Origin of the sequence: Stenotrophomonas sp. GD03819, from assembly GCF_029841665.1 — a bacterium.
In the GTDB taxonomy this organism is placed as follows: Bacteria; Pseudomonadota; Gammaproteobacteria; order Xanthomonadales; family Xanthomonadaceae; genus Stenotrophomonas; species Stenotrophomonas geniculata.
In genome coordinates this window covers 82474-106233 of the sequence record NZ_JAOCEW010000014.1, presented here as the reverse complement: position 1 = coordinate 106233, position 23760 = coordinate 82474, and the positions used below count along the sequence as shown (strand labels likewise).

The window sequence follows — 23760 nt, the reverse complement described above, 5'->3', positions numbered from 1 at the left end:
CTTTAGACGCCCTTTTGAATCACGCCGAAGAACACCATGACGGCGGTAACCGCGATCCACAGAATGGCCAGCGGGATGAAGACCTTCCAGCCCAGGCGCATGATCTGGTCATAGCGGAAGCGCGGGAAGCTGGCACGGAACCAGATGTAGGCACTGGCGAAGAAGAACACCTTGACGAACAGCCACGGTGCACCGCCCTTCCAGATCCAGTCGACCAGCGGCGAGACATCGCCGAAGTTGACCCAGCCCTGGACCGGACTCAGCCAGCCGCCGAGGAAGAAGATCGAGATCAGGAAGCTGATCAGGATCATGTTGGCGTATTCGGCCAGGAAGAACAGGGCGAAGGCACCGCCGGAGTACTCGACCATGTGGCCGGCAACGATTTCCGACTCGCCTTCCACCACGTCGAACGGCGCGCGGTTGGTTTCGGCCACACCCGACACCCAGTAGATGACGAACAGCGGGAACAGCGGCAGCAGGAACCAGTCGAAGAAGCCGGAGCTGCCGGCCTGCGCCATCACGATGTTGCTCAGGTTCAGGCTGCCAGCGGCGATCATCACGCCGACCAGGGCGAAGCCCATGGCGATTTCGTAGCTGATCATCTGCGCCGAGGCGCGCATCGCACCCAGGAACGCGTACTTCGAGTTGGATGCCCAACCGGCCAGGATGATGCCGTAGATGCCCAGCGAGGTCATCGCCAGCAGGTACAGCAGGCCGGCGTTGGCGTTGGACAGCACGATCTGCGAATCGAAGGGCACCACCGACCAGGCCGCGAAGGCCGGGGCCAGGGTGATCAGCGGCGCCAGCAGGTAGATCGCCTTGTTGGCGCTGCTCGGCTGGACCACTTCCTTGAACAGCAGCTTGAAGACGTCGGCGAAGGCCTGGAAGATGCCCATGCCCACGTACATCGGGCCGTGGCGGACGTGCATCCAGCCGATCAGCTTGCGTTCCCAGACCACGTAGAAGGCCACCGAGATGATCACCGGCACGGTGATCACCAGGATCTTCAGGATGATCCAGATCAGCGCGCCGATGTCACCGAGGCCAAGCAGCCACTGGTGCAGCGGGTCGACCGCGTTCAACAGCAATTCGTTCATGCAGCCACCACCGATACGCGAGCGGCACCCAGCGGCGCGGTCGCGCCGTGGCCCGATTCAATCCAGACCGAACCCGCAGCAACGCGGGCGTCGACCACCACCGGCAGGGTGGCCTTGCCGGCATCGGTGCCGACCTTGGCCATCTGCCCTTCCTGCAGCTGCAGGCGCGCGGCATCGTCAGCGTTCAGCACGATGCGCGGGGCGTTGTTGAGCGGATGCGACTGCAGCGCCGGGGCGCGACGGATCACCGCATCGGTGCGGTAGATCGCGGCGGTCGAAGCCACTTCCAGGCCTTCACCGGCAACCGCCGGCTGCGCCGAAGCGGCGACGTCGACCGACACCGGGGCCAGGCTGGCACGCAGGCCGGCCAGGTCGGTGAAGTCGAAACCGGCCAGCGCCATGTCGCCGCCCAGTGCGCGCAGCACGCGCCAGCCTTCACGGGCCTCGCCCGGCAGCTTGCCGCCGGCACGGGCCGACTGCTCGCGACCATCGAGGTTGGTCAGGGTGGCATCGATTTCCGGCAGCGCACCGATCGGCAGGATCACGTCGGCAACGTCGCGGGTGGACACGCAGGCGAACTGGCTGAAGGCCACCACCTGGGCACCGGCCAGCGCCTTGCGCGCGGCGGGGGCGTCGGCGAAGTCCAGGCCCGGCTCCAGGCCGTACACCACGTAGGCCTGGCGCGGCTGCGCCAGCATGGCGGCCACGTCCTTGCCGGCCGGCAGCACGCCGGCGCGGGTCAGGCCCACGGCATTGGCGCCCTGCGGGATGCGGCACAGCTTGGCACCGGTGGCGGCAGCGAAATCACGCGCAGCGGCGCGGATCGCGGCAGCCTGCGGGTGGTTCTCGGCGATGCCACCGACGATCAGCACGGTGTTGCTGCCGCCCTGCACGGCCGAACGCAGCTCGGCGTTGGCCAGCGCGTCGACGAACTTCGACGGCGCGACGATCTGCTTGCCGGCGATGCCGAAGGCGAAGTCGAAGTCCACCGGGTTGATGACGTGGATCTTCGCGCCCTTGGTGGTCTGCGCCTTGCGCAGACGGGCGTGCAGCAGCGGCAGTTCGTGGCGGATGTTGCTGCCCAGAACGACGATGCGGTCGGCGCCTTCGATCTCCGCCAGCGGCAGGCCGAACACTTCGGCGGTGGCGGCGTCGGAGAAATCGCGGTTGTTGATGCGGTGGTCGATGTTGGTCGAGCCCAGGCCCTTGGCCAGGCGGGACAGCAACGCGCCCTCCTCGTTCGAGGTGGACGGATGCACCAGCACGCCCAGGTTGTCGCCCTGGTTCGCCTTGAGGATTTCGGCGGCTGCGGCCAGGCCTTCGGCCCAGCTCACTTCCTTCCACTCACCATTGACCTTGCGCAGCGGCTTGACCGCACGGTCTTCGCTGTACAGGCCCTGGTGCGAGTAGCGGTCACGGTCGGACAGCCAGCACTCGTTCACCGCTTCATTGTCGCGCGGCACGGTGCGCAGCACTTCGCCGCGACGCACGTGCAGGAACAGGTTCGAACCCATCGCGTCGTGGTAACCCAGCGACTCGCGCGCGGTCAGTTCCCACGGGCGGGCGCGGAACTGGAACACCTTGTTGGTCAGCGCACCGACCGGGCACACGTCGACGACGTTGCCCGACAGCTCGGTGGTCAGCGGCTTGCCGTCGAAGGTACCGATCTGCAGGTTCTCACCGCGGTACATGCCACCCAGTTCGTAGGTACCGGCCACGTCGGCGGTGAAGCGGACGCAGCGGGTGCACTGGATGCAGCGGGTCATCTCGGTGGCGACCAGCGGGCCCATGTCCTCGTCCGGCACCACGCGCTTGCGCTCGTTGAAGCGGCTGACCGAACGGCCATAGCCCAGCGACACGTCCTGCAGCTCGCACTCGCCGCCCTGATCGCAGATCGGGCAGTCCAGCGGGTGGTTGATGAGCAGGAACTCCATCACCGAGCGCTGGAACTTCAGTGCCTTTTCGCTGCGGGTGGCGACCTTCATGCCGTCCATCACCGGGGTAGCGCAGGCCGGCGCCGGCTTCGGCGACTTCTCCACGTCCACCAGGCACATGCGGCAGTTGGCGGCAATCGGCAGCTTCTCGTGGTAGCAGAAGCGCGGAATCGAAATGCCGGCCTTGTCGGCCGCCTGGATGATCATCGAACCCTTGGGCACGACCAGGGACTTGCCATCGATTTCGATGGTCACGTGATCCGGTGGCACGTTCGGGTTTACGGGTTGCGCGCTCATGCGGCGGCTGCCTCCACCTTCTTGCCGTCAACCATCGAATGACCGTTGACGATGTAGTACTCGAATTCGTCCCAGAACTGGCGCAGGAAGCCCTGGATGGGCCATGCAGCCGCTTCACCGAACGCACAGATGGTGTGGCCTTCGATCTGGCCGGCCACCGCCTTCAGCTGGTGCAGGTCTTCCATCGTGGCCTTGCCGGCGACGATGCGCTCCAGCACGCGATGCATCCAGCCGGTACCTTCACGGCACGGGGTGCACTGGCCGCAGGATTCCTTGTGGAAGAACTGGCTGATGCGGCAGGCGAACTTGACGCAGCACACGCTGTCGTCGAGCACCACGATCGCACCCGAACCCAGGCCGGAGCCCAGCGCACGGATGGTGTCGTAGTCCATCGGCAGGTCCTTCAGCTCGGCCGCGGTCAGCACCGGCATCGACACACCGCCCGGGATCGCGCCCTTCAGGGTGCGGCCCGGACGCAGACCACCGGCCATTTCCAGCAGATCGTGGAATTTGGTGCCCAGCGGCACTTCGAAGTTGCCACCGTTCTGCACGCAGCCGGACACCGAGAAGCACTTCGGGCCGCCGTTGGCGGTCAGGCTCAGGCCCTTGAACCACTCCGGGCCGTTGCGGATGATCGCCGGCACCGAACCATAGGTTTCGGTGTTGTTGATCGTCGACGGCTTGCCGTACAGGCCGAAGTTGGCCGGGAACGGCGGCTTGTAGCGCGGCTGGCCCTTCTTGCCTTCCAGCGATTCCATCAGCGCGGTTTCTTCGCCGCAGATGTAGGCGCCAGCGCCCAGCGCGCCGTAGATGTCGATGTCCACGCCGCTGCCGAGGATGTTCTTGCCCAGCCAGCCGTTCGCATAGGCATCGGCCAAGGCCTGTTCGAAGTGCTCGAACGGCTCATGGTGGAACTCACCGCGCAGGTAGTTGTAGCCCACGGTCGAACCGGTGGCGTAGCAGGCGATCGCCATGCCTTCCACCACCGAATGCGGGTTGTAGCGCAGGATGTCGCGATCCTTGCAGGTGCCCGGCTCGGATTCGTCCGAGTTGCAGAGGATGTACTTCTGCATGTTGCCCTTGGGCATGAAGGACCACTTCAGGCCGGTCGGGAAGCCTGCGCCACCGCGGCCGCGCAGGCCCGAGGCCTTGACCATCTCGATGACCTGCTCCGGCGGGATCTTCTCTTCGAGGATCTTGCGCAGGGCGGCGTAGCCACCGGTCTTCAGGTAGCTTTCGTACGACCACGGGGTGTCGTAATGCAGGGTGGTGTAGACCACCTGGTGCGGCAGCGGCGCGGGGCCGACCGGACCCTTGGATTCGTGGTGATGTGCCATGCCCTTACTCCAGCCCGTCCAGCAGCTCGTCGACCTTTTCCAGGGTCAGACGCTCATGGTAGTGACCGTTGATGACCATCATCGGCGCGCCACCGCAACCGGCCAGGCACTCTTCCTCGCGCTTGAGGTAGACGCGGCCGTCCGGGGTCGATTCACCGTGCTTGATGCCCAGCTTCTTCTCGCAATGGCGGACGATGTCCTCGGCGCCATTGAGCCAGCAGCTGATGTTGGTGCAGATGGCCACGTTGTTGCGGCCCACCTTCTCGGTCTCGAACATCGAGTAGAAGCTGGCGACCTCGTAGGCCCACACCGGCGGCAGATCAAGGTACTTGGCCACGCCGGCGATCAGCTCGTCGGTCAGCCAGCCCTCGTTCTGTTCCTGGGCCGCATGCAGGCCCTGCAGCACGGCAGAGCGCTTGCGGTCCGGCGGGAACTTGGACAGCCAGTGATCGATGTGAGCGCGGGTCTTGTCGCTCAGCACCACCATCGGGTCGACGTCGCGCGCCGCCTCGAAATTACCTGTCGCCTTCATCGGCCGACCTCAGCGAAATGCATAACGTGAAATTCCAGAAACTGCGGCGCCGGCTTGCGCCGGCTGCCTGCAGCGGGCGTTGGCGTGGCGGACGGCATTACCGGTCAACCTCGCCGAACACCAGGTCGTAGGTACCGATCATCGCCACCACGTCGGCCAGCATGTGGCCGCGCACGACCGAATCGATCGAGGACAGGTGGGCGAAGCCCGGTGCGCGCAGGTGCACGCGGAACGGCTTGTTGGCGCCATCGGAGACCAGGTAGCAGCCGAACTCGCCCTTGGGCGCTTCCACTGCCGCATAGGTCTCGCCGGCCGGCACGCAATAGCCTTCACTGAACAGCTTGAAGTGATGGATCAGCGCTTCCATGTCGTCCTTCATGTCCTCGCGCTTGGGCGGAGCGACCTTGAAGTTCTTCACCATCACCGGGCCCGGGTTGGCCTTCAGCCACGCCACGCACTGCTTGATGATGCGGTTGGATTCGCGCATTTCGGCAACGCGGACCAGGTAACGGTCGTAGCAGTCGCCTTCCTTGCCCAGCGGGATGTCGAAATCGACGGCATCGTACTTGGCGTACGGACGCTTCTTGCGCAGGTCCCAGGCGATGCCCGAGCCGCGCAGCATCACGCCGGTCATGCCCCACTGGTGGGCCAGTTCCGGAGTGACCACGCCGATACCGACGGTACGCTGCTTCCAGATGCGGTTGTCGGTCAGCAGGGTTTCGTATTCGTCGATGCGCTTGGGGAACTCGACGGTGAAGTTCTCCAGGAAGTCCAGCAGCGAGCCTTCGCGCGAAGCATTGAGCTGCTTCAGCGCCTTGCCCTTGTGCCAGCGCGATTCCTTGTACTTCGGCATGTGGTCCGGCAGGTCGCGGTAGACACCGCCCGGACGGTAGTACGCCGCGTGCATGCGCGCGCCGGAGACCGCTTCATAGCAGTCCATCAGCTCTTCGCGCTCGCGGAAGGCGTACAGCATCACCGCCATCGCACCCAGGTCGAGCGCGTTGGAGCCCAGCCACATCAGGTGGTTGAGGATGCGGGTGATTTCGTCGTACATGGTGCGGATGTACTGCGCACGCTCCGGCGCCTCGATGCCCATCAGGGTCTCGATCGCGCGCACGTAGGCGTGCTCGTTGCACATCATCGACACGTAATCCAGGCGATCCATGTAGCCGATCGACTGGTTGAACGGCTTGGACTCGGCCAGCTTTTCGGTACCACGGTGCAGCAGGCCCACGTGCGGGTCGGCGCGCATGATGGTTTCGCCGTCCATTTCCAGGATCAGGCGCAGCACACCGTGCGCGGCCGGATGCTGCGGGCCGAAGTTCATGGTGTAGTTGCGGATTTCCTGCCGGCTTTCGGCGGCGTTGCTGGCGAATGCTTCGCCGGCCTGGTGTACGTGGCTCACTTCACTGCCTCCTGCGCGCGCTCACCTTCTGCGGTCTGCAGACGGGCGTCGTCGCGGATCACGCGCGGCACGCCGACGCGCGGCTCCACCGAGGTGACCGGTTCGTAGATCACGCGCTTCTTTTCTTCGTCGTAGCGGACTTCGACATTGCCGATCAGCGGGAAGTCCTTGCGGAACGGATGGCCGACGAAACCGTAGTCGGTCAGGATCCGGCGCAGGTCCGGGTGGCCTTCGAAGATCACGCCGTACAGGTCGAACGCTTCGCGCTCGAACCAGTTCAGGCCCGGCCAGATGCTGGTCAGCGAGGACACCACCGGCAGCGCTTCGTCAGGGGCGAAGCACCGCAGGTGCATCATCAGGTTGTGCTGGTACGAGCGCAGCTGGGCGACCACGGCGAAGCGCTGGGTCGGCATGTGCTGAGGGCGGGCACCGTCGGCGCCGTTTTCCTCGGTGGGGAACTCGCCCCACGCGAAGCGGCCCTGGGCCTTGCCTTCGACGCCGCGGCTGAAGCCCTGAGAAGACACGTCGGCGGTGTCCCATTCGTCGGAGCCATAACCAAGGTAGTCGACGCCGCAGAGATCCACGGCCTGTTCGAAACCAAACTCGTCACGCAGCGCCAGGGCGGTGGCGTGCCACTCGGCGGCAGGCACTTCCAGCGTCACTTCGCCGCGGGGTTCGACCACGATGACTTTCGCACCAGCGAAACGTGCGGACAGTCGGTCGATGAAGGATGCTTGCTCTGCCATGGGGGCTTGGCGCGCTCTTGTCAGGTGAAGGGGTCAGCGGGCGATGGTCTGTGTACGCCAGATCTTCTTCTGCAGCTGCAGGATCCCGTACACCAGCGCCTCGGCGGTCGGCGGGCAGCCCGGGACGTAGACGTCCACCGGCACCACGCGATCACAGCCGCGCACCACAGAATAGGAGTAGTGGTAATAGCCGCCACCGTTGGCGCAGCTACCCATCGAGATGACCCACTTCGGGTCCGGCATCTGGTCGTAGACCTTGCGCAGCGCCGGGGCCATCTTGTTGACCAGGGTACCGGCCACGATCATCACGTCGGACTGACGCGGCGACGGGCGGAACACCACGCCGTAGCGGTCAAGGTCCAGGCGCGCGGCGCCGGCGTGCATCATCTCGACCGCGCAGCAGGCCAGACCGAAGGTCATCGGCCACATCGAGCCGGTGCGCGCCCAGTTCAGCAGTGCATCGACGCTGGTGGTGACGAAGCCCTTTTCCAGCAGCGGGTTGTCGCCTTCCGGCCGCAGGATGTCATCAACCCGGCCTTCCGGCGTGGGGTTGTTCATGAGGCCATCGAGAGTCTGAATCACTCCCATTCCAGCGCTCCCTTCTTCCAGACGTAAATGAAACCGAGGAACAGCATGCCGACGAACAGGCCCATGGTGATGAGCGAACGGGCACCCAGCTCCATGAAGACCTGGGTCCACGGCACGATGAAGATGATTTCCAGGTCGAAGACGATGAACTGAATCGCGATCAGGTAGTAGCGCACGTCGAACTTCATGCGCGCGTCTTCGAAGGCCTCGAAGCCGCACTCGTACGGCGACAGCTTCTCCAGATCGGGGCGGCGGGGACCGAGGAATCGACCAACCAGCATCAGCGTAACGCCGATACCGGTGGCAACGATCAGAAACAGCAGAGACGGCAAATATTCGGCCAGCACAGCGATTCTCTCTTGCCTCTGCCGCCGCGCCTGCAGGCGCTTTGGCATGGGGGAGTGGACGGGAATCTGCCTGGCGCCTTGCGCGCCAGACGAACCCGCTTTACTTACAAATGGTGCCCAAGAGGGGACTCGAACCCCTACGACTTGCGTCGCTACCACCTCAAGGTAGTGCGTCTACCAATTCCGCCACCTGGGCAAACGATCACATCAGACTATCTTCCCGATGCGCCGCGTATTGTAACCGGCTTCAGTCTTTCTGGGAGCCTTCCGAAGGCTTTTCTTCACCAGAAACCGAAGATTCCGCCTGAGCCGGCACATTCGCGGCCGGAACCGGGGCGGCCGGGACCGCATCGGCCTTCGGAACGGCCGGCAGCTCGCCCGCCGGAGCCGCCGGAGCGACGGCCGCCGGAGCGGACATCAGGCCCAGATCCTGGTCGGCCGCCGGGCGGCTGCCATGACCGGCATACCAGGCCATGAAGAGGCTGATGCCGAAGAACACGACAGCCAGCCACTTGGTCGATTTGGACAGGAAGTTCGAGGCGCCACGCGCACCGAACACCGTACCCGAGGCACCGGCACCAAAGCCCGAACCCGCCGCCGCACCCGAACCACGCTGCATCAGGATCAGCGCGATCATGGCCACAGCGACCAGCACGTAGACGACATTGAGGATCAACATCAGCATTGGAAACCGCCCTCGGACAAAACTTCTAGGATTAGTTCGCGGCCGCCGCCCTTGCGATGGCCAGGAAGTCCGCGGCCACCAGGGAGGCGCCGCCGACCAGCCCACCATCGACATCCGGCTGCGCGAACAGTTCCCCGGCATTGTCGGGCTTCACGCTACCGCCGTAAACAATGGGCAGTGAATCAGCGATTCTAGCATCGATGCGCGCGACTTCGCCACGGATGAACGCGTGCACCTGCTGCGCCTGCTCCTTGGTGGCGGTACGGCCGGTACCGATGGCCCAGACCGGCTCGTAGGCGACCACGGCCTTGGCGAAACCGGCCGCGCCGACCAGCTCCAGCACCGGCGCCAGCTGGCTGGCGATGACCGCTTCAGTCTGCCCGGCCTCGCGCTGTTCCAGGGTCTCGCCCACGCACAGCACCGGCACCAGGCCGGCGTGCTGGGCGGCGGCGAACTTGCGTGCGACCAGCTCGCTGCTTTCATGGTGGTACTGGCGACGCTCGGAATGGCCGACCAGGCCATAGCGGGCCCCGACCTCGACCAGCATGGCCGCGCAGACTTCGCCGGTGTAGGCGCCCTTCTCGTTGCTGCTCACGTCCTGTGCGCCAAAGGCCAGGCCGGCCTCGCCGAAGTCCTCGACCAGCTCCCCCAGGTAGGGCAGCGGCGGCAGGATCACCACGTCCACTCCCTCCAGCGGCAGCCCAGCGGCCACCTGCCCCAGCAGTTCATTGGCGAATTGACGGCTGCCATGCAGCTTCCAGTTTCCGGCGACGATCTTGCGGCGCATGAGCGGGTGGCTCCTGTGTGAAGTCAGCCGGTCATGATACCCGTTGCGGCAAAAATCCGTTTCCTTGTAAGCGGTTACATGGATTTTCAGCCAACGGCGCAGCCCCTCGTGGCGGGGGTTGGGTTGGTCGCGGAGAGCCCGGCTAGATCTGGGGCTTGGCCGGGCGGGCGGGACTGCGCAGGGGGCGCTGCAAGTCCCCCTCCGGGGCCCGGCCCAGCCGCTGGCGGCTGGGCGTTCGGGCGCTTGCGAAGCAGTGCTTCGCAAACAAAGCGCCCTCACCCTTGTAAGCTCGATCGCCGCCTGCTCGTGTGCGCTGTCCTGCGCACACGGCAAGACCGGGATTGGGCGTCCTGCCCAACCCGCCCGAGGCATGCCTCGGGCCCATGCGGCTCACGCCCCTGCGCAGCCCCACCCGCCCGGCCTTTGACACATTCCGGCGGCTCCGCCCGCCACGGAAAGAAAAAAGAAGAGCAAGAGCAAAAGCGGCATACAACGCGTCCTGCCCCACTTCCATCTGACAGATCTCATCCACGCATGGCGTGGATCTACTGTGTCGACCAAGGTCGACACCTACCGGGAATCGCGATTTACCAACCGTCACCGGGAAGCTGTCGGGGGCGGGGCGGTGTGAGTTGGCAGGACCGTTGGCGCCATGGATGGCGCCATCGAGCCCCCATGGACGGGTTCACGGCGTGTCCTGCCAACCCACGCCGCCCCGCCCAACACGCAGAAACCCAGAGCCGATCTGGCTTTGGGCCTTGGCTTTGGCTTCGGCCTCTGCGGGTGCAGGGTGCAACCCTGCAAAGAAAAAGGCCGCCTTTCGGCGGCCTCACTTCTCTTTACTTCAGCTTGATCTCGCGCAGGCGTTCCTCGAGGAAGCCGTGGGCGGTGATCGCCTCCGGGTACCGGCTCGGGTTCTCCGGGGTGATGCAGGACGGCAGCACGTCGATCAGGAAGTCCGGGTTCGGGTGCAGGAAGAACGGCACCGAGTAGCGCGGCTGGCGCGCCAGCTCACCCGGAGGATTGACCACACGGTGGATCGTCGACGGATACACGTGGTTGGTCAGGCGCTGCAGCATGTCGCCGATGTTGACCACGATCGTGTCCGCGTCTGACGTAAACGGCACCCACTCGCCCTCATGCGACTGCACTTCCAGGCCCGCGGCGCTGGCACCGACCAGCAGGGTGATGAAGTTGATGTCGCCATGGGCACCGGCACGCACGTTCGGGATGTCGTCGGTGGTGATCGGCGGGTAATGGATCGGGCGCAGGATCGAATTGCCGAAGTTGGTCTTGTCGGCGAAGAAGTCTTCCGGCAGGCCGATGTGCAGGGCCAGCGCCGACAGCACGCGCGAACCCAGATTATCCAGCGCCTGGTACAGCCCGTAACCGCGCTCACGGAAGCCCTCGACCTCGGTCGGCCACAGGTTCGGCGCCATCACGTCACGATACTTGGAGTCGTCGGCGATCTCGCGACCGATGTGCCAGAACTCCTTCAGGTCGAAGTGCTTGGAGCCCTTGGCGGTCTCCACGCCGAAGGGGGTATAGCCGCGGGCGCCGCCGCTGCCGGCCACGTGGTACTTGCGCTTGACCTCCTCCGGCAGGGCAAAGAAGGCCTTGAAGGCATCGTAGGCGGCGTCGATGTCGGCCTGCGGGATGCCGTGGTTGCGGATGCCCGCGAATCCCCATTGGCGGTAGGCCGCGCCCAGCTCGGCCACGAAGGCCTCGCGGTCGCTGTCAAAACGGGTGATGTCGAGGGTGGGGATCTGGCTCACAGCGGTTCCTGGCTTGTCGTTGGGTCTGGGAGGGCCAGCGCATTCATGGCCCACCTGAACATTGTGACAGATCGCCCCGGGGACGCCACTCGATACGAAGAAACAAACCGATACAATGCGCAACCCGCGCGCGGATTAACGATTCCGTCACAACCGGGACTCCCGCCCTGTTCCACCTGCCCCCTCCGTCCTTCATGCGTCCTGCTGCTCCTTCTGCCGACACCCCCCTGCCCTCCGGCCCGGCACGCCATTGGCGACGACTGGCCTGGTGGTCGCTGTTCGTGGCCGGCAACGCATTGCTGGCCATGGCGATCACGCTCGGCAACGTGCCGTTGGCCGACAACCCGGGTGGCAGCGTGGGCCTGGCCTATCTGGCCGTCGCCCTGCCCGGCCACCTGCTGGCCTTCGGCGCCCTTGCCGGCCTGCTGCCTCTGCTGCTGGGCCTGTGGCCGCGCAGCGCACGCACGCTGAGCATCAGCGCCGTGCTGCTGCAGGGCCTGTGGCTGTGCCTGTTGCTGGTTGATGCGAAGGTTTTCACTCTGTATCGGTTCCACCTCAATGCCATGGTCGTGAACATGGTGTTCGGCGGTGCGCTGCAGGACCAGGTCGCGTTGTCGTGGAAAACCTGGCTGCAGGCCGGACTGCTGGTAGCTGCCATCTTCGCTGCCGAAGGCTTGTTGGCCTGGGCCTGCTGGAAGCTGCTGCCTGCCCCGCCGCACCGCCGCCGGGTCCTGCAGGCCTGGGCCGTGGTTGCACTGCTGATGGCCGGCGGCCAGGTCGCCACGGCCTACTACGATGCCCGCGGCGACCGCGACGTCATCGCGCAGTGGAACTACCTGCCCTGGGCACAGCCGATCACCGCCAAGAGCTTCATGCGCAGGCTCGGGGTCATCAGCGAACAGCAGGCCGGCCTGCCCGACCCGCGCCATGCGCAGCTGCTGTATCCGCTGCACCCCCTGCGCTGCCAGAACCCACACCGGCCGAATGTGCTGATGGTGGTGCTGGAGTCGCTGCGTCAGGACGCCATGACCCCCGAGCTGATGCCCAACACGACGGCACTGGCCCGGACCGCGCGCGTGTACGACCAGCATTTCAGCACTGGCAATGCCACCCGCTACGGCCTGTTCGGCCTGCTCTACGGCCTCCCCGGCGGCTACTGGCAGAGCATGCTGGACGAACAGCGCGGCTCGCAGCTGTTCCAGGTGCTGGGCCAGCAGGGCTACGACCTGCACCTGTACGGCAGTGCACCGCTGTACAGCCCGGAGTTCGATCGCACGGCCTTCGCCGACGTGCGCGACCAGCTGCACCAGGGCCCCTCCGCCCTGACGCCCGACAAGCGTGACGCAGCCATCGTCGCCGCACTGCAGACCGACATCCGCACCAGCCAGGCCGCGCAGCGCCCGTGGTTCGGCTTCGTGTTCCTCGACTCCACCCACGCCGGCTACCACCTGCCCACCGGCTACCCGCCGGTGGCCACACCGATGGCCAAGGAGATCGACTTCCTGTCCTTCGGACCGGACCACGACCCGACGCCGGAGCTCAACCGCTACCACACCGCCGTGCACTACGCCGACAGCCTGATCGGCTCGCTGCTGGACGACCTTCGCGCGCAAGGCCTGGCCGACGACACCATCGTGCTGGTCACCGGTGACCATGCCGAAGAGTTCAACGACCTCAAGCTGAACTACTGGGGCCACAACGGCAATTTTTCCGACTACCAGTTGCAGGTGCCGTTCGTGCTGCACTGGCCCGGCCAGGCCAGCGGCCATGAGGCGCGCACCAGTTCGCATGAGGACTGGGTGCCGACGTTGATGCGCCACGCACTGGGCTGCGAGAACGCATTGAGCGACTTCAGTACTGGCCAGGACCTGCTGGCGGCACCCACCACCGGCAAACGTGCGCTGGTGGTGGAGAGCTGGTCGCAGCGCGCGGTACGCCATGGCGATGCCATCTACGTATTCGACAAGTTCGGCAACGCCACCGCGCTCGACCGGCACTACCGCCCGCTGCCGCAGCAGGCTCCGGACGCCGCCGCCATCCGCTCCGCATGGGAAGCGCTGACCCGCTTCCGCAACCGCTGATTTTCAAGGGCCGATCCTGCATGAACCGTCCGCTGCGCATCCTGCATACCGAAGCCGCCAAGGGAATGGGCGGGCAGGAGATCTACATCTTCCGGCACATGCAGGTGATGCGCGCGCGTGGCCATGAGGTGTCGTTGCTGTGCCAGCCCGATGCGCGCCTGGCCACACTGGCACGCGATGACGGTTTCACCGTGCATACGCTGCGCATGGGAGGCCTGGCGCGCCTGCTGCGTGGCGTGTGGTCGGTATCGCGACTGGTGCGCCGCGAACATTACGACGTGGTCAATACCACCAGCCGCCGCGATGCGCTGATCGCCGCCGCCGGTGCACGCCTGGGCGGCACGCCGCTGGTGGTGCGCTCGCGCCATCTGATGAGCCCGGTCAATTCGCTGCTGACCTATACCGGGCTTCCACACCGGGTATTGACCGTCAGCAGCTTCGTCAAGCAGCTGCTGGCCGACCGCGGCATTCCGACCGAGCGCATCGGCATCGTGCCGCCGATCGCGGTTCCGCCGCGCTGGAGCGAGATCCGCAAGGCCGATCCCTGGCAGTGCCTGCAGGAGGTGCGCGCGCAAGTACGTGCCGAGCTCGGCTTCGGCGAACAGGACATCGTGGTCGGCTGCGTGGCGGTGCTGCGCGAGCCCAAGGGCCACGCCGACCTGCTGCAGGCGATGGTGCCGTTGTGCAAGGCCAACCCGGACCTGCACCTGGTGATCGTCGGCGATGGCCAGGCCGTGACGGAACGACTGCAGGCGATGTGCGCCGAGCACGGGCTGCAGCGCCAGGTGCACCTGCTCGGCTACCGCGATGGAGCCTGCCGGCTGATGGCCGGCTTCGACATCTTCGCACTGGCCTCGCACAAGGAAGCAGCCGGCACCGTGTTCCTGGAAGCGGCTTACGTGGGCGTACCGATCGTGGCCACGCGAGTAGGTGGCGTGCCGGAGATGGTGGTCGATGGCAGCAATGCGATCCTCACCCGTTTGGGTGACAATGCCGCCCTGACAGGTGCATTGCGCCTGCTGGTGGACGACCCGGAACGGCGGCGGCAGATGGGACGCGCTGGCTGGGACTGGATGCACGGCGCACATCGCTTCACGCCGGACGGCCACGGTGAAGCCACCGAACACTACTACCACCAGTGGCTGAAGGAGCTGGGACATGGCTGATGCGCGAACCGTTCCGGTGCTGATGCACCACCATGTCAGCCCCTCGCCGGGCATGATCACCGTGTCGCCGGAAAACTTCGAAAGCCAGATCGCGTGGCTGGCAGGCAATGGCTGGACCTCACTGACGCTGGACCAGTACGCAGGCTTCCTGGCCGGCAAGCCGGTGCCGCGCAGGTCGATCGTCATCACCTTCGACGATGGCTACCTCGACAACTGGGTGTATGCCCATCCGATCCTGCAGAAGTACGGCATGCATGCGGTGGTGTTCGTGGTCACCGGCTGGATGGGCGAAGGCCCGGAACGTCCGCACGCGGGCATTGCCGGGGCGACGCTGCCGCCGACGCCGGACCATCGTAGCTGCGAAGCAGCGATCTACGAGCAGGACCGCAGTGACGATGTGATGATGCGCTGGAGCGAAGCACGTGCGGCCATCGCCGCCGGCACCTTCGAAGTGCATTGCCACACCCATACCCATACCCGCTGGCTGCGCCGCGACGATCTGGACCGTGCGCAGCGCCGCGCAGGCCTCAGCCGGGATCTGGCGATCTCGCGCGAAGTCCTGCAGGACAAGCTCGGCGACGTGTCCGATACGCTGTGCTGGCCGTACGGTGATTTCGACCAGGATCACATCGAAGTGGCGCGCGAGCAGGGCTTCCGCTACCTGCACACCACCCACCCGTTCGGCCGCAACGTGATCGGCGGCGACCCGGAACGCATCTATCGTTTCGCGATCCGCAACCGGCCGGCCAACTGGCTGCGCAAGCGCATCCGCCTGAGTTACAACCCGCTGATCGCGCCGCTGTTCAATGGGTTCAAGGCACGCCAGAAAAAGATGGTGCCGGGGCCGTAGGCGCGACACAGCCCTGCCCGCAAACAGAGAACGCCCCGGGATTCCGGGGCGTTTTTTTTCCTGTACCGACGGGCAGGCGCCTCAACTGGCGGCATCACGCACCGCAGCGGACAAGCGGTCCAGCGTCTGCTGCATCAGCGTGGCGTCATCGGCCTCCACGGTGACCCGCACCACCGGTTCGGTACCGGACGGACGCAGGAACGCGCGGCCACGGCCGGCTACGGCCTGCTGCGCCACAGCCAGCGCGGACTGCACGCTTTCAGACTGCACCGTGGCCTTGGCCGAGACATTGCCCAGGCGCACGTTGACGGTCTTCTGCGGCACCCGTACCAGGCCCTTCAGTGCCTGGCGCAGGGTCTGCCCACTGTTGCGCAGCGCGACCAGCACCTGCAGGGCGCTGACAATGCCATCGCCGGTGGTGGCCCGGTCCAGGCACAGCAAGTGGCCCGAGGCTTCGCCACCGAGTACACCACCGCCCTCGACCAATGCCTGGTGCACGTAGCGGTCACCGACGTTGCTGCGCACGAACGGGATCTGCAGATCGGCGAAGGCCTTCTCCACACCGTAGTTGCTCATCAGCGTGCCGACCACCGGGCCGCGCAGGCGGCCTTCGTCCTTCCAGGCGCGGGCCAGGATGTACAGCAGGTCATCGCCGTCGACCGGGTTGCCCTGGTCGTCGGCCATCAGCACACGGTCGCCATCACCATCGAAGGCGATGCCAAGATCGGCGCGGGTCTCGCGGACCTTGGCCGCCAGGTTGTCGATATGGGTGGAGCCCACGCCGGCGTTGATGTTGACGCCATTGGGCTCGGCCCCGATGCCGATCACTTCGGCACCCAGTTCGCGGAACAGCAGCGGTGCGATCTGGTAGGTGGCGCCGTGTGCGCAATCCAGTACCAGGCGCACGCCACGCAGGTCGAACGCGCGCGGCACGCTGGCCTTGCAGAACTCGATGTAGCGGCCGACCGCTTCGCGCGCGCGCGACGCCTTGCCCAGCTTCTCCGATTCGGCGGTGGTGAACGGAATGTCCAGCGCCGCTTCCAGGGCCAGTTCGGTGGCGTCGTCGAGTTTCTCGCCCTGGGCGGAGAAGAACTTGATGCCGTTGTCGTAATGCGGGTTGTGCGAGGCGCTGATGACGATGCCGGCGTCCACACCCAGCGTACGGGTCAGGAACGCCACCGCCGGGGTCGGCATCGGGCCGAGCAGCTGCACGTCGGCACCGGCGGCCACCAGGCCTGCTTCCAGAGCCGCTTCGAACATGTAACCGGAAATGCGGGTGTCCTTGCCGATCACCACGATCGGCCTGCGCCCGTCCTGGCCGCGCTGGGCGACCAGGACACGGCCCAGGGCGTTGCCCAGGCGCAGCACGAAGTCGGCCGAGATCACGCCCTGGCCGACCCGCCCACGGATGCCATCAGTACCGAAGTACTTGCGGCCTCCCATCAAGCCACCTCCGGCGCCGGCTGACGGCCCAGCATCGCCAGCAGATCGGACAGGCGGTCACGCATCTCGCGGCGGTCGCAGATCTGGTCGATGGCACCGTGCTCCAGCAGGAACTCCGAACGCTGGAAGCCTTCCGGCAGCTTCTCGCGCACGGTCTGCTCGATCACGCGCGGGCCGGCGAAGCCGATCAGCGCCTGCGGTTCGGCGATGTTGATGTCGCCCAGCATTGCGAACGAGGCCGACACGCCACCGGTGGTCGGGTGGGTCAGCACCGAGATGTACGGCAGGCCAGCTTCACGCAGCTTGCCCAGCGCGGCCGAGGTCTTGGCCATCTGCATCAGCGAGAACAGGCCTTCCTGCATGCGCGCGCCGCCACTCTGCGAGAAGCACACATACGGGGCACCGATCTCGACTGCGGTTTCGGCGGCCAGCGCGAAACGCTCCCCCACCACCGAGCCCATCGAGCCGCCCATGAAGGCGAAGTCGAACGACGAGGCCACCAGCGCACGGCCCTTGAGCAGGCCGCGCATGGCGATCAGCGCGTCATATTCGCCGGTGTTCTTCTGCGCGATCTTGATGCGCTCGCTGTACTTCTTCTGGTCCTTGAACTTGAGCAGGTCGGTCGGCCCCAGGCGCGCACCGATCTCGGTGGTGCTGTCGGCGTCGAACAGGGCGGCCAGGCGCGCGCGCGCGCGGATCGCCATGTGGTGGCCGCACTTCGGGCAGACCTCCAGATTCTCTTCCAGTTCCGGACGGTACAACGCGCTGCCGCAGTTGCTGCACTTTTCCCACAGGCCCTCGGGGACACTGCGCTTCTTGCTGGGGGTGTTGTCGGTGCGGATGCCGGACGGCATCAACTTGCTGAGCCAACTCATGCGGGAGGACACTTCCGTTCAGGGCGGCCCAAGGGCCGCAAAGGCGGACAGTCTAGCTCCGCTTTCCCCGCCCGTGCACCCCCTTGCCGGCCACGGGGCAGCCTGAAAAAACCATGCTGGGACGTACGTTTAGGTGCTGGGTCGTGCCGGCCGCTGGCCGGCAGCCCTTGCATGCGAGCCGTCAGGAGGATGCCGGCCAGCGGCCGGCACCACCGTTACGCATCCAGCGCCTGCCGCAGCGGGGCCAGGAAGGCTCCAGCGCGCTGCGCGGCCTCTTCAGCCGAGCCCGCTTCGGCCAGCACCGCCACCAGTGCACTGCCGACCACCACGCCATCGGCCTGGCGCGCCATCGCCGCCGCACTGGCCGCATCCTTGATCCCGAAGCCAGCCACCACCGGTACCGAAGCGCGCGCACGCAGGGCCTGCAGGCGGGCGCTGGCAGCATCACTGTCCAGCCGCTCGGACGCGCCGGTGACACCGGCAAAGCTGACGTAATAGAGATAGCCACGGGCCAGCGCCAGCAGCTTGTCGGCACGTGCCTCGCTGGTGGTCGGCGAGGCCAGCAGCACCAGCGCCAGGCCGGCCGCATCGAAAGCCTGCTGCGCTTCACCGGCTTCTTCCGGCGGCAGGTCGACCAGCAGCACACCATCCACACCGGCCTCCACGGCCGCCTTGGCGAAGGCGGCGTAGCCGTGGATCTCCACCGGGTTCAGGTAGCCCATCAGTACTACCGGCGTCTGCGCGTCACGCTCTCGGAACTGCGCCACGGCCTGCAGCACGTAGCGGCTGCCCGCCCCGCGTGCCAGTGCACGTTCGGAGCTGCGCTGGATGGTCGGGCCATCGGCCATCGGGTCGGAGAACGGCACGCCCAGTTCGATCACATCGGCACCGGCCTCGACCAGCGCGTGCATGACCGGCACAGTGGCCTCCAACGAGGGATCACCGGCGGTGACGAAGGGGATAAGTGCCTTGCGCTGCTGCTCGCGCAGGCGCTGGAAACAGGCATCGAGTCGGGATACGGGCATCTCAGGCACATCCTTCAATCAGTTCAATCGCATCGCTGGTTCCCCAGTACATCCGGGTGACCTTCCCTTCATACAGTTCCAGGCGGATGCCCAGGTCCGAACCCGGATCCTGCCAGGTGAGGTACTCGCCCTGGTCACCGTCGTAGGCATGCGGGCTGGATACCGGCGGCTTCGGGAACAGGGCCATGGCCTGGGCACGGGTCATGCCGATGCGCAGGCCGAACGGCCCCGGCTGTTCGACCGGCAGTTCCGGCTCATCGCCCGGCTTAAGATCAAAACGGACCACGCGGTCGTCGTCGGTCATCATCGACACGCCCGGCGGCAGCCCCTTGCCGTCGTAGTACTCGCAGTCGCCTTCGAAGAATTCCTTCGCGCCCTGCGCCTTCCAGGGACCCAGCGCCTTCAGGTCAGTCATGTGCTGGCCAACCAGCACGTCACCGGCATGGTCCAGTGCCACCGAAGCCACCGCAGGCGCGTCATCGCCGCTCGTCCCTTCTTCGGAGGGGGCATCGACAATGGGCGTACGCGCCATCGGGTCAAGATCATCGTTGGCAACCTGCTGCACAGGCTGCGTGGTGGCCTTGGCGGCCGGTGCCAGCACCGGCGGCTCCGGCGGCTGGCACGCGGCCAACCCCAGTGCCAGCAGCAGCACGCCACTGTTCCGCAGCAGCGCGCTCACAGCACCAGCCCTTCGCGCGCGGCGATGGTATGCACGTCCTTGTCGCCACGGCCGGACAGATTGCAGAGCACGATCTGGTCACGCGGACGCTCACGCGCCAGCTTGATCGCCTGCGCCAGCGCATGGCTGGATTCCAGTGCCGGCAGGATGCCTTCGGTGTGCGCCAGCAGGTGGAAAGCCTGCAGCGCTTCCTCGTCAGTGATGCCGAGGTACCGTGCACGACCGGTATCGGCCAGGAATGCGTGCTCCGGGCCGACGCCCGGGTAGTCCAGGCCGGCCGACACCGAGTGGGTCTCGATGATCTGGCCGTCGTCGTCGCACAGCACATAGGTGCGGTTGCCGTGCAGCACGCCGGGGCGACCCGCCGCGATGGAGGCGGCATGGCGACCGGTGCTGATGCCATCACCGGCAGCTTCGGCGCCGACGATATCGACCTGGCGATCGTTGAGGAAGGCATGGAACAGGCCGATGGCATTGCTGCCACCGCCCACGCAGGCGGTGATCGCATCGGGCAGGCGACCGTATTCGGCCAGCATCTGCTCACGCGCTTCGCGGCCGACGATGGCGTTGAAGTCACGCACCATGCGCGGGTACGGATCGGGGCCGGCCACGGTGCCGATGATGTAGAAGGTGTCCTGCACGTTGGTCACCCAGTCGCGCATCGCTTCGTTGAGCGCGTCCTTCAGGGTGGCCGAGCCGGAAGTGACCGGTACCACCGTCGCGCCCAGCAGCTTCATGCGGTAGACGTTGATCTTCTGCCGCTCGATGTCGGTGGCGCCCATGTACACCACGCATTCCAGGCCCAGGCGCGCGGCAACCGTGGCACTGGCCACGCCATGCTGGCCGGCACCGGTCTCGGCAATGATGCGCTTCTTGCCCATGCGCGCGGCCAGCAGCGCCTGGCCGATGGTGTTGTTGATCTTGTGCGCGCCGGTGTGGTTCAGGTCCTCGCGCTTGAGCAGGATCTGCGCGCCGCCGACGTGATCGCTCAGGCGCTGGGCGTGATAGATCGGGCTCGGCCGGCCCACATAATGCGCCAGGTCGCGGTCATAGGCCGCCTGGAATTCGGGGTCCTGGCGGGCCTGGTCATAGGCCTGGGCCAGTTCCTGCAGCGGGCCGACCAGGGTTTCGGCAACGAAGCTGCCGCCGTAGCGGCCGAAGTGGCCCTGGGCATCCGGGAAGGCGTGGTAGTCGGCAATGGGGGAGGCAGACATGGATACGACCGGTGGTTCAGACAGGTGGATACTCTAGCGCACGGGTCGTGACCGGAAAATGGATATTATCTGGCGCATATCGTCAGGAAATCTCACATGAGCCGTTCCCTGCTTCCGCCGCTCAATGCACTGCGCGCGTTCGAGGCCACCGCACGCCTTGGTGGCGTGGGCCGCGCCGCACAGGACCTGCACGTCACCCACGGTGCGGTCAGTCGGCAACTGAAGCTGCTGGAGGATCACCTGGGCCTGGCACTGTTCCAGCGTGCCGGCCGCGGGCTGCGCCTGACAGCGGCTGGCACCCGCCTGCAGGCGGCGTGCAGCGAGGCCTTCGGCGGGATCGAGGACTGCGTGCGCGAACTGCGCCGGCCAGCGGCCTCCCCAGCACTGGTACTGGGCTGCAGCGGCAGCGTACTGGCGCGCTGGATGATTCCACGCCTGCCCGTGCTGCAGGCCGCCCTGCCCGGCGTGCGCCTGCAGTGGTCGGCGCTGGATGGCAGCTTCACCGAAGCACAGGCGGCGCTGGACGCCGTGCTGCTGCTGGCGCAGGGTCCGTGGCCACGGGGCTGGCAGGTCCGCGAGCTGGCCCCGGAGCGGGTTGGCGTGGTGGTGGCCCCGTCACATCCGGCGGCGCAGCGCCTGCGGCAGGCACCGCCCTCGGCACTGCTGCAGGAAACAGTGCTGCACACCAGCTCGCGGCCGCAGGCGTGGCCGGCATGGGCGCAGGCACATCGCCTGGACCCAGCAAAGCTGCAGCTGGGCACCGCTTTCGAACATCTCTATTACCTGCTGGAAGCAGCAGTCGCCGGGCTGGGCCCGGCGATCGCGCCCGAGCCGCTGGTAGCCGAAGATCTGGCAGCAGGCCGGCTGGTCGCACCGTGGGGGTTTGCCGCCACCGGCGGCTTCTGGGTGCTGGCGCGGCCGGATGGCCCGGCCGATGCAAGGGTGGACGCCCTGGCCGAGTGGGCAGCAGCGCAACTGCGATGAGACGAGGCCCCGGGCGGCATTCACCTCCCGGAGCCGGCAACGCAGGCCTCAGCGACCGCCCATCGCGACCCGCTGCTGCTCCTCATGCACCTGCTGCTGGTGCGACGGATCTGCCAGCAGCTTGGCACTGGTCTGCTCCAGCGACGGCGGCGCCTGGGCCAGATCGACAGCGGTGCGGAAGCCCGGCGTCGTGCCCATCACGAACGCCTTGCCATCCTGCACCGTGATGCTCTGCAGCTTGTCGGCCGCGTCGATACCGTTCTGCTTTGCATGCAGGGTGATATTGGCCGCAGCCTCTTCGGAAAACACGCTGGGAAGCTTGCTGCGGACGGCGTTGTGCAGTGCGTGGTCCGGATGCGATGCATCGTTCAGCGACGGCCCCTTCGGCGCAGCCGCTGCAGGTTCATGGCCCTGCGCACGGCCCGCCGCCAGTGCGGCAGTGGTCTGGCGACCGACAATTCCATCGGCCGCCAGCCCCTGCTGCTTCTGGAACGCGATCACCGCTTCGCGGGTGTGGTCACCGAAACGGCCATCCTCCGACAACCGATGGCCCTGCGCATCACGCACGCCGAGCTGATTGAGGGTCTGCTGCAACGCCTGCACGTCGGTGCCACGCTGCCCCTGCTTCATCACCTCGCTGGCCGCCGGGTGTGATGCAGCCGGCTGCACGGTAGCGCCAGGGCGGGACAGCGCAGGTTCGCCATTGCCATGCAGCGGCGCGCGCACCTGGAATTCCGGCTTCGGTGTCAGCGCACCAACGATGCGGGTGCTTCCGCCATCCCAGTACCCGCCCGGCCGGATGGTGACTTCGGCCGGCCCCGTGCTTCCCTGCGAACCGATGAACTGGATGTTTCCCTGCGCGTCGTAGCCTTTGAAAATACCGACATGCTGGCCCTGCGACGAGGAGAACATCAGGATGTCGCCCTGCTTCAGCGATCCGTTCGGCTTGCGTGCTTCGGCAGCCGAGGTCACGTCGAAATGCTCGCGTGCGTAAGCGGTCGTGTTCGCGCCATTGAACAGCGTCGAGGTAGTGAACCCTGCGGCGTTCTCGCCACGCACGTCGTAACCCGCGTTCTTCAGGCCACGCCATACGAATGCCGAGCAATCCACGCCCAGGCGTCCGTCACCATCGAGATCACGCTCCAGCCGGCTGCTGTCGCGACCGGGACGCGGATGGTCGGGGCGCCCGTATTCGTACTGGCGGCCCGAGGCCATGAAATGCTGATAGGCCTCGTTGTAGAGCGCGGCACTGCCGACTGCAGCCGCGGCCTGGCCCGCCGCGGGCGCAGCTGCCGAAGGCGTCTGTACCTGCGTTTGGGCCTGGGCCTGCACGGGCGTGGCCGCCTGTGTGCGCGTGGGTGGCTGCTGCGTGGCAACCTCACCCGGCTGCCAGCCCTCGAAACGGCGAATGCCGTCGGCCAGCACTTCACGCTCGCGCACGCTCATCTGGCCGACGGTCTTCGAACGCAGATCGACACCCTGGCGATCGCCTTCGGCATAGATGGTGGCCGCCTGCTCCTTGTGGTGGGTGGTGCCGCTGTAATCCTTCGTGGAGTAGCTCGGCAGCATTTCCTCCACGGTCTTGTCGCCGAACCGGCGTTCGAGCAGCTGGATCTTCGCCACCCGGCCCGCTTCATAGCTTTCGAAGACCGCGTTGCCCCATTGGTCGAGATCGACCACGCCCTTGTAGCGCCCCTGCGCCGATTCCAGCGCCTGCTCGCGGGTACGCGGATTGGTCACCGTCTTGTCCGCGCTGCCGGCGAATTCAAACTTGAGATTGCCAGGATTGTTGTTGCGCCACGAGACGCTGCCACCTGATCGTTCGATGACACTGCCATCGTCCATTTCCAGCGTGCGCGTGGTACCTACGCTGCTGACCAGCCGGGTGATTTTTGGATCCGACATGAGCTGTT

The 23760-nt window shown here is 66.3% G+C and carries 21 protein-coding genes and 1 tRNA gene; 4 read left to right on the top strand and 18 right to left on the bottom strand.

What is annotated here, in order from left to right; all coding sequences use genetic code 11:
- Positions 1–2: 2 nt before the first annotated feature.
- The 12 genes from nuoH to N5D45_RS10385 form a co-directional block, all read right to left on the bottom strand.
- Positions 3–1097 carry an NADH-quinone oxidoreductase subunit NuoH gene (nuoH, locus tag N5D45_RS10440; RefSeq protein WP_005410457.1) on the bottom strand — a complete coding sequence of 365 codons (1095 nt, stop codon included), beginning with the start codon at positions 1095–1097 and terminating at the stop codon, positions 3–5.
- Positions 1094–3328 (bottom strand): NADH-quinone oxidoreductase subunit NuoG, encoded by a 2235-nt coding sequence (gene nuoG, locus N5D45_RS10435; RefSeq protein ID WP_197656533.1) that lies wholly within the window; start codon positions 3326–3328, stop codon positions 1094–1096. The genes nuoH and nuoG overlap by 4 nt, the downstream gene beginning before the upstream one ends.
- Positions 3325–4665 (bottom strand): NADH-quinone oxidoreductase subunit NuoF, encoded by a 1341-nt coding sequence (gene nuoF / locus N5D45_RS10430; protein WP_010486436.1) that lies wholly within the window; start codon positions 4663–4665, stop codon positions 3325–3327. Before nuoF ends, nuoG begins: the two co-directional genes overlap by 4 nt.
- Positions 4666–4669: 4 nt before the next feature.
- Positions 4670–5197: an NADH-quinone oxidoreductase subunit NuoE gene (gene nuoE, locus N5D45_RS10425; RefSeq protein WP_006381132.1), complete on the bottom strand. Its 528-nt coding sequence runs from the start codon at positions 5195–5197 to the stop codon at positions 4670–4672.
- Positions 5198–5294: 97 nt separating this feature from the next.
- Positions 5295–6602, bottom strand: a complete 1308-nt coding sequence (locus N5D45_RS10420) for an NADH-quinone oxidoreductase subunit D (RefSeq protein WP_010486430.1) — start codon at positions 6600–6602, stop codon at positions 5295–5297.
- Positions 6599–7348, bottom strand: coding sequence for an NADH-quinone oxidoreductase subunit C (locus N5D45_RS10415; RefSeq protein WP_010486428.1), 750 nt, complete (start codon positions 7346–7348; stop codon positions 6599–6601). The genes N5D45_RS10420 and N5D45_RS10415 overlap by 4 nt, the downstream gene beginning before the upstream one ends.
- 33 nt (positions 7349–7381) lie before the next feature.
- Complete coding sequence (locus N5D45_RS10410) at positions 7382–7936, bottom strand: NADH-quinone oxidoreductase subunit B (protein ID WP_005410463.1); 555 nt, start codon at positions 7934–7936, stop codon at positions 7382–7384.
- A complete protein-coding gene (locus N5D45_RS10405; RefSeq protein WP_010486426.1) occupies positions 7927–8283 on the bottom strand; it encodes an NADH-quinone oxidoreductase subunit A in 357 nt (118 codons plus the stop codon). The genes N5D45_RS10410 and N5D45_RS10405 overlap by 10 nt, the downstream gene beginning before the upstream one ends.
- Before the next feature lie 111 nt (positions 8284–8394).
- Positions 8395–8479, bottom strand: a tRNA-Leu gene (locus N5D45_RS10400).
- Between the two features lie 51 nt (positions 8480–8530).
- A complete protein-coding gene (gene secG / locus N5D45_RS10395; protein ID WP_010486424.1) occupies positions 8531–8968 on the bottom strand; it encodes a preprotein translocase subunit SecG in 438 nt (145 codons plus the stop codon).
- Between the two features lie 31 nt (positions 8969–8999).
- Positions 9000–9755 carry a triose-phosphate isomerase gene (gene tpiA, locus N5D45_RS10390; RefSeq protein ID WP_010486422.1) on the bottom strand — a complete coding sequence of 252 codons (756 nt, stop codon included), beginning with the start codon at positions 9753–9755 and terminating at the stop codon, positions 9000–9002.
- 839 nt (positions 9756–10594) lie between these two features.
- Positions 10595–11530: a 2-oxoglutarate and iron-dependent oxygenase domain-containing protein gene (locus N5D45_RS10385; protein WP_010483082.1), complete on the bottom strand. Its 936-nt coding sequence runs from the start codon at positions 11528–11530 to the stop codon at positions 10595–10597.
- A gap of 194 nt (positions 11531–11724) precedes the next feature.
- Here N5D45_RS10385 and N5D45_RS10380 point away from each other — a divergent pair, with 194 nt between their 5' ends.
- From N5D45_RS10380 to N5D45_RS10370, 3 genes are read left to right on the top strand one after another with little or no spacing between them, the layout of a single operon-like run.
- The gene (locus tag N5D45_RS10380) at positions 11725–13611 is read left to right on the top strand and encodes a sulfatase-like hydrolase/transferase (RefSeq protein ID WP_279938858.1); all 1887 of its coding nucleotides are present in this window, start codon (positions 11725–11727) and stop codon (positions 13609–13611) included.
- Between the two features lie 20 nt (positions 13612–13631).
- The gene (locus N5D45_RS10375; RefSeq protein WP_197656531.1) at positions 13632–14777 is read left to right on the top strand and encodes a glycosyltransferase family 4 protein; all 1146 of its coding nucleotides are present in this window, start codon (positions 13632–13634) and stop codon (positions 14775–14777) included.
- The gene (locus N5D45_RS10370) at positions 14770–15627 is read left to right on the top strand and encodes a polysaccharide deacetylase family protein (protein ID WP_279938857.1); all 858 of its coding nucleotides are present in this window, start codon (positions 14770–14772) and stop codon (positions 15625–15627) included. Before N5D45_RS10375 ends, N5D45_RS10370 begins: the two co-directional genes overlap by 8 nt.
- Before the next feature lie 81 nt (positions 15628–15708).
- Here the strand turns inward: N5D45_RS10370 and glmM are convergent, their stop codons facing one another.
- From glmM to trpB, 5 genes are all read right to left on the bottom strand, one after another.
- Positions 15709–17070 carry a phosphoglucosamine mutase gene (gene glmM, locus N5D45_RS10365; protein WP_099560518.1) on the bottom strand — a complete coding sequence of 454 codons (1362 nt, stop codon included), beginning with the start codon at positions 17068–17070 and terminating at the stop codon, positions 15709–15711.
- Complete coding sequence (gene accD / locus N5D45_RS10360; protein ID WP_005410473.1) at positions 17070–17945, bottom strand: acetyl-CoA carboxylase, carboxyltransferase subunit beta; 876 nt, start codon at positions 17943–17945, stop codon at positions 17070–17072. Before accD ends, glmM begins: the two co-directional genes overlap by 1 nt.
- A 215-nt stretch (positions 17946–18160) precedes the next feature.
- Positions 18161–18970, bottom strand: a complete 810-nt coding sequence (gene trpA, locus N5D45_RS10355; protein ID WP_197656529.1) for a tryptophan synthase subunit alpha — start codon at positions 18968–18970, stop codon at positions 18161–18163.
- A 1-nt stretch (position 18971) separates the two neighbouring features.
- Complete coding sequence (locus N5D45_RS10350; RefSeq protein ID WP_228354682.1) at positions 18972–19649, bottom strand: hypothetical protein; 678 nt, start codon at positions 19647–19649, stop codon at positions 18972–18974.
- Positions 19646–20863, bottom strand: coding sequence for a tryptophan synthase subunit beta (trpB, locus tag N5D45_RS10345; protein WP_010483065.1), 1218 nt, complete (start codon positions 20861–20863; stop codon positions 19646–19648). Before trpB ends, N5D45_RS10350 begins: the two co-directional genes overlap by 4 nt.
- Before the next feature lie 96 nt (positions 20864–20959).
- On the opposite strand from trpB, the gene N5D45_RS10340 reads away from it, so the two are divergent.
- A complete protein-coding gene (locus tag N5D45_RS10340; protein ID WP_019336661.1) occupies positions 20960–21847 on the top strand; it encodes a LysR family transcriptional regulator in 888 nt (295 codons plus the stop codon).
- A gap of 48 nt (positions 21848–21895) precedes the next feature.
- Here N5D45_RS10340 and N5D45_RS10335 read toward each other — a convergent pair whose 3' ends face one another.
- Positions 21896–23752: a peptidoglycan-binding protein gene (locus N5D45_RS10335; protein ID WP_082587872.1), complete on the bottom strand. Its 1857-nt coding sequence runs from the start codon at positions 23750–23752 to the stop codon at positions 21896–21898.
- Positions 23753–23760 lie beyond the last annotated feature (8 nt).

Bases quoted from the DNA above. Each gene is read 5' to 3' on its own strand.
- nuoH (WP_005410457.1), bottom strand. From the start codon at position 1,097: ATGAACGAATTGCTGTTGAACGCGGTCGACCCGCTGCACCAGTGGCTG.
- nuoG (WP_197656533.1), bottom strand. From the start codon at position 3,328: ATGAGCGCGCAACCCGTAAACCCGAACGTGCCACCGGATCACGTGACC.
- nuoF (WP_010486436.1), bottom strand. From the start codon at position 4,665: ATGGCACATCACCACGAATCCAAGGGTCCGGTCGGCCCCGCGCCGCTG.
- nuoE (WP_006381132.1), bottom strand. From the start codon at position 5,197: ATGAAGGCGACAGGTAATTTCGAGGCGGCGCGCGACGTCGACCCGATG.
- N5D45_RS10415 (WP_010486428.1), bottom strand. From the start codon at position 7,348: ATGGCAGAGCAAGCATCCTTCATCGACCGACTGTCCGCACGTTTCGCT.
- N5D45_RS10410 (WP_005410463.1), bottom strand. From the start codon at position 7,936: ATGGGAGTGATTCAGACTCTCGATGGCCTCATGAACAACCCCACGCCG.
- secG (WP_010486424.1), bottom strand. From the start codon at position 8,968: ATGCTGATGTTGATCCTCAATGTCGTCTACGTGCTGGTCGCTGTGGCC.
- tpiA (WP_010486422.1), bottom strand. From the start codon at position 9,755: ATGCGCCGCAAGATCGTCGCCGGAAACTGGAAGCTGCATGGCAGCCGT.
- N5D45_RS10380 (WP_279938858.1), top strand. From the start codon at position 11,725: ATGCGTCCTGCTGCTCCTTCTGCCGACACCCCCCTGCCCTCCGGCCCG.
- N5D45_RS10375 (WP_197656531.1), top strand. From the start codon at position 13,632: ATGAACCGTCCGCTGCGCATCCTGCATACCGAAGCCGCCAAGGGAATG.
- N5D45_RS10370 (WP_279938857.1), top strand. From the start codon at position 14,770: ATGGCTGATGCGCGAACCGTTCCGGTGCTGATGCACCACCATGTCAGC.
- glmM (WP_099560518.1), bottom strand. From the start codon at position 17,070: ATGGGAGGCCGCAAGTACTTCGGTACTGATGGCATCCGTGGGCGGGTC.
- accD (WP_005410473.1), bottom strand. From the start codon at position 17,945: ATGAGTTGGCTCAGCAAGTTGATGCCGTCCGGCATCCGCACCGACAAC.
- trpA (WP_197656529.1), bottom strand. From the start codon at position 18,970: ATGCCCGTATCCCGACTCGATGCCTGTTTCCAGCGCCTGCGCGAGCAG.
- trpB (WP_010483065.1), bottom strand. From the start codon at position 20,863: ATGTCTGCCTCCCCCATTGCCGACTACCACGCCTTCCCGGATGCCCAG.
- N5D45_RS10340 (WP_019336661.1), top strand. From the start codon at position 20,960: ATGAGCCGTTCCCTGCTTCCGCCGCTCAATGCACTGCGCGCGTTCGAG.
- N5D45_RS10335 (WP_082587872.1), bottom strand. From the start codon at position 23,752: ATGTCGGATCCAAAAATCACCCGGCTGGTCAGCAGCGTAGGTACCACG.